This is a genomic window from Gracilibacillus halotolerans, assembly GCF_014206945.1.
Lineage (GTDB): Bacteria > Bacillota > Bacilli > Bacillales > Amphibacillaceae > Gracilibacillus > Gracilibacillus halotolerans.
The window spans coordinates 1-16,041 of record NZ_JACHON010000020.1 but is presented as its reverse complement, the minus strand read 5'-3'; the positions used below and the strand labels follow the sequence as shown (position 1 = coordinate 16,041).

Below are 16,041 nucleotides of genomic sequence, written 5' to 3'. Positions count from 1 at the left end.
GGGTTCACTCATGTTAAAAAGATTAAGAAAAGTCTGTCTATCCCTTCTTGTTGCTTTGGTTATATTTTCGACATTTTGTATAGAAGTAGCACCTGTGCAAGCAAGTGATAATCATACGTCTTACAACTATTCATTCTGGGAGGAAGCTGTACCTGCTCCACCTGCGTTCTTACCTACGATGATTATCAATGGAAGTCAACTAGGAATTGATAACTTGAACACACCTAGTGACATGCATGTTTCCGATGAAAACGAGATTTATATTGCAGATACAGGTAATAACCGCATTGTTATTTTAGATGAGTTATTTGAATACAAGGACACCATTGACTCTTTTTCAGGCGAAGGAGCACAAGGATCATTTTCTAGCCCAGAGGGTGTCTATGTAACGAGTGAAAATCACATTTACATCGCGGATACAGGTAATAATCGAGTGGTTCATTTAGATGAAAATCAAGAATTAGTAAAGATAATAGATGAGCCAGAATCAGAAATGTTAACGAGTACTTTTTCTTTTCGTCCGAAAAAAGTAGCCGTAGATGATGCGGGAAGAACGTTCGTACTGTCTGAAGGTGTATTTGATGGATTTATGGAGTTTTCGGTAGATGGCTACTTTACGACGTTTATTGGTGCGAACAGAGTGCAAGTTGATTCGATTGATTACTTGTGGCGCCGGTTTGCAACACGTGAACAGAGAAGTCAAATGGTGATGTTCGTTCCGACAGAGTTTACGAGTCTGGATTTAGATGAGGATGGTTTTATTTACGCAACTAATATTGATGATTCAGATGATGTCATTAAAAAAATCAATGCTAGAGGCGATGATATTTTACGAAGAGAAGGCTATTTTAATCCAGTTGGCGATATAGATTACGATAGAAGTCGTGGTCCGTCGAGACTAATAGATATCGCTGTAGCCGATCACGGGATTTATTCTGTATTAGATTCAAGAAGAGGTAGAATTTTCACGTATAACAATGATGGATTTCTCATGTATGTCTTCGGAAATTTAGGAAATAAGATGGGTGAATTTCATACACCGATTGCCATTGAACGTTTTGAGGACTACTTCCTCGTTTTAGACCAAGAACTAGGTGAAATTACAGTGTTTCATTCCTCCGCCTATGGCCATACGATCGATGAGGCAGTTCGAAGCTATGAGCAAGGGGATGAAGACAGAGCACAAGCATTGTTCGAAGAAATCGTCAACATGAATATAAACTTAGAATTTGCTTATACGGGTATTGGAAAAGCCCTTTTACGACAAGATCAATTTGAGGAAGCAATGTACAACTTTGAACAGAGCCTTGATCAAGCGAATTATTCTAAAGCTTACTTATTATATCGAAATGAAGTGTTAAGAGAAAACTTCTCCTTAATGATGGGAATTATATTCACTGTCATTGCCTTATCGGTTGGTTTTTCTGTTTATCGGAAAAAGTCAAAAAGAAAGAGGGTGTTTTAATTGCAAAAAGAGATGATAAAAAACCCTTTTCAACTAATGGTTCGTCCTTTTCAAGGCTTTTGGGAATTAAAGTATGAATTAAATCGAAAAGAAAATCTAATCATATCTTTCATTATTTTAATTGCCTTTATCATTACGAATATCTTAAGTACACAATACGCTGGTTTTGTCGTCAACATTTATAATCCAGATGAAATGAATAGCATCATGGAAATTGTTTATGTCGTTGTTCCGCTCCTATTCTGGTGTATTGCCAATTGGTCATTAACCACATTGATGGATGGGGAAGGAAAGTTTGTAGAGATTTTTATCGCAACATGCTTTGCATTAATCCCACTCGTAGTAATTAATCTACCATGGGTATTTCTCAGTAATTTCCTTTCTCATCAAGAAGCGATGTTCTATTATTTATCACAAAGTTTTGCTGTAATATGGTTTGTTTTCCTCATCTATGTTGGGACAATGACGGTGCATCAGTATACACCGGCAAAAACGACCGTAACCATATTTTTTATTATTATAGCCATGGGTTTTCTCGCCTTCCTAAGTCTATTGTTTTTTAGTTTGATTCAACAAATAAGTTCCTTTTTAATAACAATTTACCGAGAGTTCGTCTTAAGGTACTAATGGGGGGAGGGTCAAAAAATGAACAAAGTCATGATAAAAAGCCTACTTGCTTTGTTTCTAGTGACGATTCTAGTATCAGGCTGTTCCCAATCGAGTACGGCGGATAATGTAGAAGAAGATGTTTCAGAAATAGAAGTAAAGCAGGAAAAACCTCTACAAGCAGCCTTTGTTGATCGTCGATTAGAAGGAATGATAGGAATTGCCGAGAATGATTTTTTGCAATTATTTGTCGATCAAGAAACAGCGGATATTGCCGTCATTAATACGGAAAATGATGAAATTTGGTACAGTAACCCGCCAGATCGAGATCAGGATCCAATTGCATCTGGTGTTAATAGTGATATTCTATCTTCACAATTGCACCTTAGTTTCTATAATAACTTTGGACAAATGAGTAATATGAACTCCTATTCGGATAGTATAGCTTATGAACAATTTAATATCGAAGCAATAGAAGATGGAGTAAAAGTACATTATCAGTTTGGAACAACTCAAGCCTCAGCAGCAGATCTTCCACTTATGTTAAGTCCCGAGCGCTTTGAAGAATTATCTAGCCGTCTGGACGGAACAGGGCAACGAGCACTAATTATTGCCTATCGAGAGAATGCAGAAACAGGTATTTACGAAAGAAATGACGGTGCATTAACAGGAATGCAGTTAGAGCGTGCGTTTCAAGCATTTGAAGATGCTGGTTATACAGAGGAAGATCTTGAACGTGACATGCAGGAATTAAATTTTACTCAGGAGAATGAAGAGAACCGTGTATTTGTCGCAACGGTAGAATATAAGTTAGAAGATGATAGTTTACTAGTGACCGTCCCTACAAAAGAAATCTATTACTCTACAGATTTTCCCGTTCATAATATTTCATTCTTACGATTCTTTGGAGCGGCTGGGACAGAAGAAGAAGGATCTATATTTGTTCCAGATGGGGCAGGCGCGTTAATCCATTTTAATAATGGGAAGACAAATGTTCCTTCCTATCAACAGTCGGTATATGGTCAAGATTTGGCTCTACTTCAAAATGATGATGTGCGAACGAATGAAATAATCCGACTCCCCGTGTTTGGTCTGATAAAAGAAGATTCAGCAATGTTAGGGATAATCGAGGAAGGTGCGGCTAGTGCAACGATAAGTGCCGATGTAAGTGGCCGACTAAACAGTTATAATTTCGTTTATCCAAGCTTTACCTTGATTAATAAAGATGACGTTTCTTTGCAGGCAGAAGATCAAGAACGATCTTTACCTCGATTCCAAGAAGAAAAAATGAAATCAGATTTTGCGGTGAGGTACGTCTTTTTAACGGATGAATCGGCTAATTACAGTGGTATGGCACATTACTATCAACAATACTTAGTAGAAAAAGGCTTACTACGAGATAATCACCTTACACGTCAGTCTGAAGATATCCCATTCTATGTTCAATTAATAGGTAGTATTAATAAGCAACAACATTTTGCAGGGGTCCCATATCAATCAATACAACCATTAACGACGTTTGAACAAGCCGAGGAAATCCTCAATCAACTGATGGAGCATGAAGTGAATCATCTCAAAGTAAATTATATTGGATGGTTTAATAAAGGGATGAATCATCGCGTTCCATCTGAGATAAAAGTAGATCGAGCTCTAGGTGGGAAAAATGATTTTGAAAATTTCATTGAATATGCCGATGAGCGAGGAATCCGTGTTTATCCAGAAACAGCTTTATTACAAGTGCATAATGATTCAGGATTTAAGGCAAGAACAGAGGCATCAAGAACTCTAACCAATTTACCTACGACGACGTATCCAGTCAATCGGGCATTAGATAGAAGAGATCGATCAAAAGATCCACAATATTCGTTATCACCACGATTTGTAGAGGACTATACTCAGCAGTTTATAGAAGATTTCGTTCCACTTAATACAACTGGTATTACATTACGAGACTTAGCGGATGTCTTGAATAGTGATTTTAGAAGAAATGAACAAATTGATCGATTCGAATCAGAAGAGGTATCGGTTCAAGCATTAGAATCACTTCGCGAGCAAAACTTAGAATTAATGGCTCATGGTGGAAATATGTATTCCTTAGCGTATCTCACAGACGTTATCAATGTTCCACTAGGACATACAGGATTCAAGATTCAAGATGAAGCTATTCCTTTTTATCAAATGGTTTTACGTGGTTATGTTGATTATGCGACAGCTCCTTTTAACTTATCCACTTATTTAAATGACCAAGATTATATTTTAAATGCTCTCGAGTATGGCTCGAATATTAACTTTCAATGGATTTATGAATCGAATGATGAACTGAAAAATACGAACTTTGACCATTTATATGCCGTCAATTATGAACGATGGATGGAACGAGCAGTAGAAATCTACCATGAAGTGAATGAAGTGTTGAAGCAAGTGGAAGGTGAAACCATTCGCTCCCATGAAAGTATTGAGGAAAATGTCTATCAAACTATTTATGATAACGGTGTTTATGTGATTGTCAATTACGGGCTTGAGCCAGTCACTATCAATGGTCAAACGATTGAACCTCAAGGTTACTTAACGGGTGGTGGAGATAGATGAAGGTCATGGGGAAATTAACGAAGTCACTGCGGTCATACGAAGGGCAAAAAGCGCTCTGGGGGTTCTTATTTGTTTCGCCATGGTTGTTAGGTTTTCTATTGTTTTTCTTAGCTCCATTGATAACGTCTTTCCGTTATAGTTTTAGCAAAGTAGAAGCAAGTTCATCAGGTATTCAAACAACTTTCGTAGGGCTATCTAATTATGTAGAAGCGCTTCTTGTAAACCCAAACTTTAACCGACAGCTACTAGAATCCATTATGGATATTGTCATCGATGTGCCACTCATTTTAATTTTTAGTTTGTTTGTAGCAGTCATCTTAAATCAGCAGTTTCTTGGAAGATCATTGGCCCGGTCTATCTTCTTTCTCCCTGTTATTCTAGCATCTGGGGTCATTATTAGCCTAGAGGCGGAGAGTCTTGTGCAAGCTATTAATCAGCAGCAAGCGACAGGTGGAGAATCTGGGGGATTACGAGCTTTTGAATTAGAGAGAATAATGCTAGGTGCGGGAGTTTATCCAATCATTGTCGAGTATTTAACGGGGTCTGTTGCACGAATCTATGAAATTGTTAGTCTATCAGGTGTGCAAATCTTAATTTTCTTAGCAGGTATCCAAACGATTTCTTACTCGGTCTATGAAGCAGCAAAAATGGAAGGTGCGACAGGATATGAAGCCTTCTGGAAAATTACGTTACCAATGGTTAGCCCTCTTATTCTTGTGAACTTAGTTTATACAATCATTGATTCTTTCGCTAGAAGTCCAGTAACAGATTTAATTTTGGAAACAGGCTTTGATGCATTTAATTTTGGGTTAAGTTCAGCGATGGCATGGATATACATTATATCCATTATGCTGATATTAGGTGTAAGCTCCTATATTATTTCTAAAAAAGTATTCTACCAAGAATAACCGTATATCAAGAAATAGAAGTAGAGGTATTTAATGATTAGTAGATTTAAAATCCAATGAAAAGGATGAGTTCATTGACGATATCAAAATATATCACGTTTGATAAAGTGAAACGTTGGAGTTGGTCGTTTGTCCGATTTATTCTCATGGCGGGTTTATCATTTGTGATTCTTTATCCTATTTTACAAAAGATTTCAACAGCTATAAAACACCAGAGTGATTTATACTCACCTATCGTCATTTGGATACCCGAGAACTTCACTTTAGAAAATTTTAAAAGTGCGATGTCGATTATGAATTACTGGGATACACTTTTTAATACAACCGTGTTAGCAACAGTAACGACGATTCTTACAACGGCATCCTGTGCGTTGGCAGGTTATGCCTTCGCCCGACTGAAATTTAAAGGAAGTAAAATATTATTTGCTGGGGTTATCTTGACCATTTTAGTCCCACCTACGACTATCTTAATTCCGATGTATATGAATTTACGAGATTTTAGTTTAGGAGGCATTATTCCTTTATTGACAGGTGACACGGTCAACCTGCTAGATTCCTATTGGCCATTTATTTTGACATCGATTACAGCCAACTCATTAAAAGCAGGTCTATATATCTTTATTTTCAATCAGTTTTTTAGAGGTATTCCAAAGGCAATTGAAGAAGCTGCGTACATTGACGGTGCGAGTATTGGAAAAACATTTTTCCGAATCATGTTACCAAATGCTAAACCAGCCATTGTTACAGTGATGTTATTTTCCTTTGTTTGGCAATGGAATGACAGTTTTTATACAACAACGTATTTGACTTCAGCAGATGTCATGTCTACTCAACTATCATCCTTGCCTCATAATTTAGCCATTTATTTAGAGGGATCCACATCAAGTGTTGACCCATTCTACTTAAGCATGGTGCAAGATACGGGTATTTTGTTAGCGATGTTACCATTGATTCTACTTTATTTACTTGTTCAACGTCATTTCGTTGAAAGTGTTAATAGAACAGGAATTGTTGGTTAATCTGTCTAAATAGCATAAAGAAAAATAGCGAGAGATAAAATAAAGGATTGCACTTCTTCATCATTTGTTATAATGATAGAAGTGTTATTCTTTTTACACTCTAGTTAGGATTATTTCCAAGGGAGGCGTACGGTTTAGAAATGAAGATGAAAACATCGCTACTCGTATGTTTTTTAGGATTCTCCCTAATGGCTTGTCAGGCAGAAGAAATAAACGATAAAGAGCCAGGAGATGTAGATACTCCTCAAGAAAAAGTGTATCAACATAAAGGATTAGATCGCTATGAGGAGCCAATTACTTTAACAATGGTTGGTGAAATGAGTGACAATTTACGAGGTTTGGAAGAGCAGTTTCCTGGTGAGACGTTAAGAGAAAATCGCTGGACCGAGCTTTATAAAGATGTATTAGGAATTGATATTCATTATGACTGGATTGTAGAAAGTCCATTCTATTATCAACGTTTATCCAATGAAATTGCATTTGGTAAATTACCAGATGTTTTAAAAGTAGACGCTGTTCAAATGAGACAATTAGCGAAGGCTGGGTTAATACAGGATTTAACCGAAATTTTTGAATCGTATGCAACGCCTTTTACCAAATATGTGATGAGCCAAGAAAGTATTGATCCATTTGAAGCTGCCATGATTGATGATCAGTTAATGGGTATTCCAGAGGTAATCTCTGATTTAGATACGATGCAGTACATATGGATTCGTAACGATTGGTTAGAAAACTTACAGTTAGATCCGCCTCAAACAATGGATGATTTATTAGCAATTTCGAAAGCGTTTACACATAATGACCCAGACCAAAATGGCGAGGATGATACGTATGGATTAGCTGTAACCAATTATTTGTGGAATAACGTTGGGGGACTAACAGGGTTTATGGCTGGTTTTGAAGCTTATCCCACCATCTGGTTAGAAAGGGATGACGGTCAATTAGTGTATGGTGGTATACAACCGGAAGTGAAAGAAGCACTAAGTGTGTTGCAAGAAATGTATAAGGATGGACAAATTGATAGTGAATTCATGTTTAAAGATGGTAATAAAATTAAAGAGCAAGTGAAGAATGGTGAAATCGGCTTGGTATTCGGAGAGCAATGGGCTTCCTTCTGGGTGGAAGATAGTTTAAATTCAGCTTCAAATGCAGATTGGCAGGCTTACCCCATTGTTTCGGCAACAGATCAACCACCTCAGATGCCAATCAGTCACCAAGTGGATCACTTTTGGGTAGTTCGTGCCGATTACGAATATCCTGAAGCTCTTGTAAAGTTAAATAATTTACATTTAGAAAAGAATTGGGGAGAGACTGCTGATTACGAGCAGTATTATAGTACACCATTTCCGGCTTGGCAGTTTTCACCTGTGACACCCTACCCAGTGCTAAAAAATCTAGAAGCGTACCGAGATTTAGAATATGCGAGGCAAAGAGGCGACGATAGTACGCTACATGGAGAAGCAAAAGCAATTCATGAAAGAATTACCGCGTATCTTCAAGAAGGAGAACGTATTGGTTGGGGTTGGTTGAAAACATACGATTCAGATGGGGCCTATTCTATTCTAGACCAATTCTTAAAAAATGATCAGATCCTATTTGATAAATTTATATCACCACCAACGGAAACGATGATGGAATTGGATAATATCTTGATGAATCGCCAGCTGGATTATTACCAGAACATCATACTAGGAAATCCAATTAATGATTTTGATAGTTATGTTCAAGACTGGCAAGAGATTGGCGGTAATCAGATGACGGAAGAAATCAACAATATTTACCGTGAACATCAAGAAAGATAGAATATATTTGGCAAAATTGAGGTGCAGACACGATGGTAGGAGGAACGTATCGATCATTTAGAAAACATTTGTTTACTCGCTTGCTAACGATGTATCATATCGTTATTCTTCCTATTATTATCTTGGGAATATATCTTTATATATGGAGTTATAATTACGCAAGTGAAGAAATTTCCCGACATACGGAAAATCAACTAAAGGTCTATTTAGAGAATTTAAACCGGGAATTTATATGGATGGAAACGCAACAGTATAATTTATTACAAGATAATGAATTACAGACAGTAGCTTTAACTTGGCAGATTATGAATAACGTGGAGAAAAAAGAGAGTATGCAATATCTTATCGATCGTTTAATGGCAATTAAAAGTACAAGTGCCTACATTGATGATATTTCTATTCATATTCAAACGATAGATTTATCTGTTTCAGCTATAGGCGATGTACAGAGTTATGATTCTGAATATTATCAATCGATTTATCCAAAAACGAAAGAAGATTACTATTTTATTAATGTGGTAGACGATTCCTTAATGTTAATCGTTGAAAGTATGAGCAGAGACTTGGATGGGCAACCTTACTTTTATGTCGAAATAGTACTAGATAAAGCGAAGTTAGAAAGCTCACTAGATTCGATTAATTTATACGAAAATAATGGTTTTTTTCTAATGTCAGAAGAACAGGACTTATTATGGCAATCGACAGACGCTTCTGAAGAAATATTGTTACCATATTTAGATACATTGGATAATGAAGGCGATAGTAACAAACGAATGCTAACGATTGGTGATGAAGAATACCAATTTAGTCAAGCAAACGATGAAGAGCGTAACTTAACGGTTATTAGTTATCTACCTGAAGAAGAGGTCGAACGTCCATTAGGTTTTTTTAAGAATTGGGTCTGGTTATTTGGTGTATTCGTCATTTTTGCGATTATTGTCTATGCGTATAGCACATATCGACTTGTTCATCGACCTTTATTGGTTTTAGTGGATGCATTTAGACGAGTTGAAAAAGGAGACTTAGATCAACCGATTGAACATAACAATAAAGGTGAATTTGGTTATCTATATAATCGATTTAATAAGATGATTAGAAGGCTAAGAGCATTAATTGATCGAAATTATAAACAAACGTTAATGGTACAGAAAGCAGAACTAAAACAATTACAGTCACAGATTAATCCTCACTTTTTATACAACAGTTTTTTTATTTTAAACTCATTAGCGCAAACAGAGGATATCCCACGGCTTGAACGTTTTACCCAAATGCTAGGGGAATACTATAAATTTATTACTCGCAATGGAGACAATGTCATCGACTTAAAAAATGAAATTAGGCATGCACGTATGTATACAGATATCCAAAACATGAGGTTTTCCCGCCGGATCAAAATTGAATTTGAGGAATTGCCAGAAGAATTAACACCAATTAAAGTGCCGAAATTATTTGTGCAACCAATCATTGAAAATGCTTACAAGTATAGTTTGGAAGATAAGACAGAAGCAGGCCTATTAAGAGTGTCATTTGTGAGCAAAAAAAATGAAGCAGAAATTATAGTCGAGGATAATGGTGAAAAACTTACAGATGTAGAAATAAGAAAGCTAGAAGATCGAGTTAAAAATCCTACAAAATCACAAGAAATAACGGGATTAATTAATATACATCGCCGTATTGTCCTCACCTTTGCTGAAGGCAGCGGCATCTATTTAGCTAAAAGTGAACTCGGAGGATTGAAAGTAAACGTTCGACTTGTGCTAAAGGAGGACTTATAAAACATGTATCGTTTACTTATTGTGGATGATGAGGAGCTTATTACAGATGGACTTTATGACGTTTTCAGTCGCTTGATGCCGGAACAGTTAGATGTTTACAAAGCATACTCTGGTAAAGAAGCACTTGATTGGATGGCACGAACGAGGATTGATATTATTCTCACCGATATTTCTATGCCTGGTTTGTCAGGTTTAGAATTAATTGAACGCGTGCAAGCGCTGTGGCCACATTGTCGAGTAATTTTTTTGACCGGTTATGACTACTTTGATTATGTTTATCAAGCGATTCAAATGAACGATGTTAAATATTTATTAAAGACGGAAGGGTATGACAAGGTTGTAGAAACAGTAAAAGAGATTATTATAGAGTTGAAGGAATCATCCTTGAAGAATCAATTACCTGAATTAACAGATCAAGAAAAACACGCGTATCAACTCATGGCTCAGAGTGATTTTATGAGACATGTTATCCAAAAAAGCAGTGTGAATGAGAACGACCTTGAAAACCTTACAAATGAATTTCGGAATTTAAATATACCTTTAAAAACTACGGAGCATGTTTATTTAGTTATTGGAAATTTAACGTACCCAAAGAATAAAACCTATACAGAGCGAACAGATATATCGAATTATGTCCGTACATACTGGGACCAGCAATTTTTCGGACAAGTAAAATCTGTCTGTATTGTGGATCGTTTTGGAGATCTCGTTTGGTTTATACAAACGATTGAAGATAAGCCATTCACACCTCAACATCTGTTGGACTTTTTAGAGGGAAATTTAGAAATGATACAGGATGATTGTTTGCAGTTATTAGATTTAACGATTCAATTTACGATCAGTCATGGACCTGTTGACTGGGAATCTGTGGCAAGAAAATATGAATATTTACGCCAATTACAACAGCTCAAGTTGGATACTCAATATCCTAGTATTATAAAAGAACAACCCCATCAAGCAGAAACATTAGAAAGTATTAATCCAATACCAAAGATGGATTTATTGACGGCACATTTATCAGCGAATCGAAAAGAGGAATTTTTTGAAGAGTTTTATGAACTCGTTCAATCTGTCAAAAAAGAAAGCTATCAGCAAATGACAAAAACCTATTATTCTGTCGCACTTGTTCTTTATATTGATATAAGCCAAAATCAATTACAAACTCGGATAGAAGAGATGGAGAAAATACTAAAAATCGACGAACATGCTTCTCTAAAAAGTAGTTTTAACTATTTAGAAAGAGTTGCTCATCAATTATTTTCTTTAAAAAAGGCAGATGGTCAAGATAGAGCCTCAAAAGTCATTGAGCGAATTTGTCACTATATTGAAAATCATTTAGATGAAGATTTGTCCTTAGTGCGCTTAGCAGAGATTCATTATTTTAATCCTTCGTATCTCTCTCATTTTTTTAAACAAGAGCAAGGGGTTAATGTATCGGAGTATATAGATCGATGTAGAATTAGAATGGCACGTGAACTCTTAAGTAAAAGTGATTTAAAGGTACGTGAAGTTAGTGAAAAGGTAGGCTATCACACCGCACATTCCTTCACCCGATTTTTTAAAAAGATGACTGGTATGACACCGAAAGAATATCGAGATAGTCTGAGTAAATTAGTTTAGTTCGTCTGTGAAATGCAAAGTTTCATATCTTAATCTTGGAGGCTGTTTATGACGAAGAAAAAGTTAATCCGTATGGTTGTTGTTTGTTTTGTTTTTTTAACTTGTTTCGGGTTCACCGTACTCACAGCAAAAGATTCGAAAGTTGTAGAAGACTTGCCAGCACTTAAAGATGCATATGCTGATCATTTTCATATCGGTGCATCTATCGCTCCATATCAGCTAATGGGCCCACATTCTGATTTACTTAAGAAGCATTATAATATGATCGTTGCTGAGAATATTATGAAGCCAGAAGGTATTCAACCAGTTGAAGGTGAATTTAAATTTGATCAAGCGGATGCAATGATAGAATTTGCAAAAGAGCATGATATGGATGTACGCTTTCACACGCTTGTTTGGCATAGTCAGACACCGGACTGGTTCTTTCAAGATGCGGAAGGTAAACCAATGGTAGTCGACGGAGAAGTAGCAGATCCAGATAATTATGAAACAAATCGACAACTATTATTAGATCGAATGGAAACACATATCCGTGAAGTAGTTAGTCGTTATGCGCATGATATTGACTCGTGGGATGTTGTGAATGAAGCGATTGAAGGTTATGGCTATCGTCAGAGTGATTATTACATTATGACAGATACGGATTATATTCATGAAGCCTTTCGAATTACGGCAGATGAGCTTGAGAAACAAGGTGCAACAGGTAAACTTTACTATAATGACTATGAGACTCAGAACATTCAAAAACGAGATTTAATTTATGAAATGGCTAAAGAGATGATCGATGCTGGTATACCTATTGATGGTATTGGACATCAAGGACATATGTCTATTACTCATCCTCCTGTACCTTTATTGGTAGACTCCATTGAGAAAATGGCAAGTTTAGGATTGGATAATCAAATTACAGAACTCGATATGAGTATTTATATATCTGATACACAAGCAAGCTATGGAAGCTACGATAATATTCCTGATGGTATATTAGAGACACAAGCGAAACGTTATCAAGATTTGTTTAAAGCACTAAGAGAAATATCGGATTCGGTAAGTAGTGTGGTATTCTGGGGAATTGCGGATGATCATACGTGGCTTCATGATTTTCCTACACAAGGAAGGGTCAATGCACCATTTGTTTTTGATCATGAATTTCAAGCAAAAAGCGGATATTATGCCATTACAGAACATTACGAGGAGAAAATGTTACCTGCTACAGCAACAAATCAATATTATTATATTTTGTTAGGAAGTGCTTTGTTGATAGCGGGAACTGTTTATCTATTTTATCTATGGAAACGACAAAGGAGGAGCTACTAAGACTAGTAGCTTCTAATGGAAAGTGTGATTTTTATATTATTCTATCTTATTACAGTTATCATCATTATAGTGGATCAAATATCGAAATATTGGATACGTGCCACTTTGAAGGTTCGCGGGAAGAAAGTAATATGGCCAGGGGTATTGAAATTAAATCATTATCAAAATAGTGGTGCAGCCTTTGGGATATTTAAAGGATACGGTCGTTTATTTGTGCCATTAGCTATTCTCATTTTGTTTGTATGCATTTATATACTTGAGACTGGAGAAGTGAGTGGTAGATTAATAGAAATAGGGATGGGGTTATTTGTAGGTGGTGCAATAGGTAACGCGATTGATCGTACATTATTCAATCAAGTGACAGATTTTATTCAATTTCACTTCATTAAAGGAATCTTTAATATTGCAGATTATGCGATTATTTTTGGAATGCTTCTTATTTTGCTTGATTCCATTATTATCGGATTTTAAATCTAATAGGATCGTGATAATTTTATTTAAGGCTGACTACACTAGTAATCAGCCTTTTACATACTCATCTATTTAGGATACCAACCTACCTATACCTTTATTTATACTCATACCAATCTTAATAATGGTGATGGTGGTATGGATTGTGATGATGATGGTGGAAAGGATGGTGATGCGGGTGGTGATGGTGATGCGGGTGATGATGGTGGTGTGGATGGTGATAATGGTGATGTGGGTAGCCGAATCCGAACCAAGGCCCACCAAAGCCAGGACCTCCAAACCACGGTTGTCTTGCAAATCCATTTTCAGTAGCGTTTAACTCAAAATCTGAATAATTTCTGTTATTAAACATTAAACAATCATCCTCCAATTCCCAATTTAATAAAGCATATGCATTTTGGGTGAATGTTCTTGGGTAATCGCCTAAAATTCGCAATAATTATAGGTCATATGCTGAATTATTAAAAATTGGTATATATTTCTTAAGCTGATGGATAAACCTGTCCTACTCTCATTACACATACCCATTCACAAAATATTCGATGATTTCCAAATCGTCTTCAGTTAACTGACGTTGGAGATTTATTGCCATGTCTGTACATATTGCTTTTCTATCTCCATTTTGTATCTTCGTTAATCTAGCACTTCTCTTTAGTATGGATGAAAATTCGCTGAACTCTTCTTTCTCTAAGGAGCAGGATGATGGGATAAAAAATAATGTTCAACATTATAACCTTCAATTTTTCTAACAAGTTGCTCATCTTTTCATTCGTATAATGCCATTTTTTCGCGTACATATTTGCATTGAGACAGTCTCCTAGAAAAAGTGCTTTTTCCTCAGGTATATAGATAATATTGGAGTCAATAGAATGATTACTATCTACCTGCTCAATGATACAAGTAACCCCTTCAAGGTTTAGATGTAATCTCTTATCGAACAAAATAGTAGGATCTGGTATAGTAACTCTTCGCTCGATTCCAAGTTCTAGCTTTATCGCATCCGCACAAAATGGAATCTCAATCCCCGCTTTAACACGCTCATCTAATGCTTTATCCTCCCATGAATATTTTTGAAGTTGCTTTATTTTAGCTTCCGTCCTCGAATTAGCAAATGAGGGGATGTTCATCTCAGATAAGCCTAGAACATGATCCCAATGCCAATGAGTAAGTACAACAAATCTCCCTTGATTGAATTAGCAGCTAATTGCTCTTTAAAAAGTCTTGCATGATCATGATTAGAAGAATTTCCAGCATCTATGAGAAGTGTGTGCTTGTCGCCAACCACTGCACCTAATATTGGACGATCTGTTGGTTGGTAGGGAGGAAGGTAGAAGAATCGTTCGGAAAGCTGTTGTAAAGTTTGCATTTTTGGCTCCTTCATTAATTATCTATCGTTTAGTAAATCCTGTTCAGCGAATCTCAATTAGTATAATAGAGAAATTACATTAGAAGCATATCTTTAAGTAAGGCTATAGGTGTTGATGTTTTTCTGCTATACATACTATACCCTAGAGAATGCAACTAGAAATATAAACATCATGAAGAGAGAGTAGATTAAAATTAAAGAATTTAATAGGATTGCTAGACCGCCTTTAGATCGTATGCCAAAAACCAATCCAATAATAGATAAAATGACTATTATTCCGAATGAAAAGAAGAGATTAGTTTCCATTAGGCTAGTAAACCCGTAGACTATAAAACTTAAGAAGACCATTGCTAGTGAGATGTAATTGTAATTCCTCAACCAAATAACCTCCAAATAAAATATAATCTAATAATATTACACTCTACATAAGTCAAAAAAAATCCTATTATAAGCTTCAAAACACTGATATTACCTTGTTAAACCCTTTATGTATAACTATATTACTATGATTTGCTTTATATAGATAGATTAATTCCTGACTACTTGAATGTATTCAATGGAATGAGCGCTAGATTAAATATTTATACTTACAAGGGAAATTTTAGAAATTAAAGAAGGATATTGTAAATTAATAAAGAATTATAATAATAGAACTAGGTGATTTTTAGGAGTTTGTTATGACTATAAAAAATGAATAGAAAACAAATAGATTCCAAATTATTAGGCAATATAAGAGTTACAAACAACTTCAAAAGTAGATTTATCGATGATTAATATGAGTGAATTAAAGCTGATTCATATTTATCGATTTATAGAATAAATCTTTCTCATTATTAAAGAGTGTTTATTTAATATAGTTAATTTAGTAAAAAATCTTTGTGAAAAATATTAATTATGTAATCTATTGCAATATTTACAATATGGATTATAATAAACTTAAGACATCCATGATATTCCATTTAAACCACTAATTGTAATATATAATTACGTTTAGTGGATTTTTAAAAGGGTAGTGTAAAAAGTTCTATGAAAACTACCCCATAATAAAAACTCTCATCTATTTTGAAGGAGAAAAATAACCGCCATCGCCCTTGACAAACACG

At 35.6% G+C, this 16,041-nt stretch carries 13 protein-coding genes; 10 read left to right on the top strand and 3 right to left on the bottom strand.

Annotated features, from left to right (window positions below; genetic code table 11):
• The first annotated feature begins 10 nt into the window (after positions 1–10).
• The 10 genes from GGQ92_RS13905 to lspA all read left to right on the top strand — a co-directional run bounded on the left by GGQ92_RS13905 (position 11) and on the right by lspA (position 13,572).
• Positions 11–1,465 (top strand): hypothetical protein, encoded by a 1,455-nt coding sequence (locus GGQ92_RS13905; RefSeq protein ID WP_221437331.1) that lies wholly within the window; start codon positions 11–13, stop codon positions 1,463–1,465.
• Positions 1,466–2,092, top strand: a complete 627-nt coding sequence (locus GGQ92_RS16300) for a Yip1 family protein (RefSeq protein WP_221437330.1) — start codon at positions 1,466–1,468, stop codon at positions 2,090–2,092.
• Between the two features lie 18 nt (positions 2,093–2,110).
• Positions 2,111–4,660 (top strand): DUF5696 domain-containing protein, encoded by a 2,550-nt coding sequence (locus tag GGQ92_RS13900; protein WP_184250209.1) that lies wholly within the window; start codon positions 2,111–2,113, stop codon positions 4,658–4,660.
• A complete protein-coding gene (locus GGQ92_RS13895) occupies positions 4,657–5,568 on the top strand; it encodes a carbohydrate ABC transporter permease (RefSeq protein ID WP_184250206.1) in 912 nt (303 codons plus the stop codon). Before GGQ92_RS13900 ends, GGQ92_RS13895 begins: the two co-directional genes overlap by 4 nt.
• 74 nt (positions 5,569–5,642) lie before the next feature.
• Positions 5,643–6,587, top strand: coding sequence for a carbohydrate ABC transporter permease (locus GGQ92_RS13890; RefSeq protein ID WP_184250203.1), 945 nt, complete (start codon positions 5,643–5,645; stop codon positions 6,585–6,587).
• Positions 6,588–6,775: 188 nt separating this feature from the next.
• Entirely contained in the window at positions 6,776–8,389 is a 1,614-nt protein-coding gene (locus tag GGQ92_RS13885; protein ID WP_246384469.1) for an extracellular solute-binding protein, read from the top strand.
• Between the two features lie 32 nt (positions 8,390–8,421).
• Positions 8,422–10,164, top strand: a complete 1,743-nt coding sequence (locus GGQ92_RS13880; RefSeq protein WP_184250200.1) for a sensor histidine kinase — start codon at positions 8,422–8,424, stop codon at positions 10,162–10,164.
• A gap of 3 nt (positions 10,165–10,167) precedes the next feature.
• Positions 10,168–11,784 (top strand): response regulator transcription factor, encoded by a 1,617-nt coding sequence (locus GGQ92_RS13875; protein WP_184250197.1) that lies wholly within the window; start codon positions 10,168–10,170, stop codon positions 11,782–11,784.
• A 48-nt stretch (positions 11,785–11,832) separates the two neighbouring features.
• Positions 11,833–13,101: an endo-1,4-beta-xylanase gene (locus GGQ92_RS13870; RefSeq protein WP_221437329.1), complete on the top strand. Its 1,269-nt coding sequence runs from the start codon at positions 11,833–11,835 to the stop codon at positions 13,099–13,101.
• A 15-nt stretch (positions 13,102–13,116) separates the two neighbouring features.
• Complete coding sequence (gene lspA / locus GGQ92_RS13865) at positions 13,117–13,572, top strand: signal peptidase II (RefSeq protein ID WP_184250194.1); 456 nt, start codon at positions 13,117–13,119, stop codon at positions 13,570–13,572.
• Positions 13,573–13,690: 118 nt separating this feature from the next.
• Here lspA and GGQ92_RS13860 read toward each other — a convergent pair whose 3' ends face one another.
• The 3 genes from GGQ92_RS13860 to GGQ92_RS16450 form a co-directional block, all read right to left on the bottom strand.
• Positions 13,691–13,924: a hypothetical protein gene (locus GGQ92_RS13860; RefSeq protein ID WP_184250191.1), complete on the bottom strand. Its 234-nt coding sequence runs from the start codon at positions 13,922–13,924 to the stop codon at positions 13,691–13,693.
• Between the two features lie 286 nt (positions 13,925–14,210).
• Complete coding sequence (locus GGQ92_RS16455; protein WP_246384467.1) at positions 14,211–14,699, bottom strand: MBL fold metallo-hydrolase; 489 nt, start codon at positions 14,697–14,699, stop codon at positions 14,211–14,213.
• Between the two features lie 11 nt (positions 14,700–14,710).
• Positions 14,711–14,938 (bottom strand): hypothetical protein, encoded by a 228-nt coding sequence (locus GGQ92_RS16450; RefSeq protein ID WP_246384466.1) that lies wholly within the window; start codon positions 14,936–14,938, stop codon positions 14,711–14,713.
• Positions 14,939–16,041: the final 1,103 nt, after the last annotated feature.

Coding starts and splice junctions, on each gene's coding strand:
- GGQ92_RS13905 (WP_221437331.1), top strand. CDS start 11: ATGTTAAAAAGATTAAGAAAAGTCTGTCTATCCCTTCTTGTTGCTTTG.
- GGQ92_RS13900 (WP_184250209.1), top strand. CDS start 2,111: ATGAACAAAGTCATGATAAAAAGCCTACTTGCTTTGTTTCTAGTGACG.
- GGQ92_RS13895 (WP_184250206.1), top strand. CDS start 4,657: ATGAAGGTCATGGGGAAATTAACGAAGTCACTGCGGTCATACGAAGGG.
- GGQ92_RS13885 (WP_246384469.1), top strand. CDS start 6,776: ATGGCTTGTCAGGCAGAAGAAATAAACGATAAAGAGCCAGGAGATGTA.
- GGQ92_RS13880 (WP_184250200.1), top strand. CDS start 8,422: ATGGTAGGAGGAACGTATCGATCATTTAGAAAACATTTGTTTACTCGC.
- GGQ92_RS13875 (WP_184250197.1), top strand. CDS start 10,168: ATGTATCGTTTACTTATTGTGGATGATGAGGAGCTTATTACAGATGGA.
- GGQ92_RS13870 (WP_221437329.1), top strand. CDS start 11,833: ATGACGAAGAAAAAGTTAATCCGTATGGTTGTTGTTTGTTTTGTTTTT.
- lspA (WP_184250194.1), top strand. CDS start 13,117: ATGGAAAGTGTGATTTTTATATTATTCTATCTTATTACAGTTATCATC.
- GGQ92_RS13860 (WP_184250191.1), bottom strand. CDS start 13,924: ATGTTTAATAACAGAAATTATTCAGATTTTGAGTTAAACGCTACTGAA.
- GGQ92_RS16455 (WP_246384467.1), bottom strand. CDS start 14,699: ATGAACATCCCCTCATTTGCTAATTCGAGGACGGAAGCTAAAATAAAG.
- GGQ92_RS16450 (WP_246384466.1), bottom strand. CDS start 14,938: ATGCAAACTTTACAACAGCTTTCCGAACGATTCTTCTACCTTCCTCCC.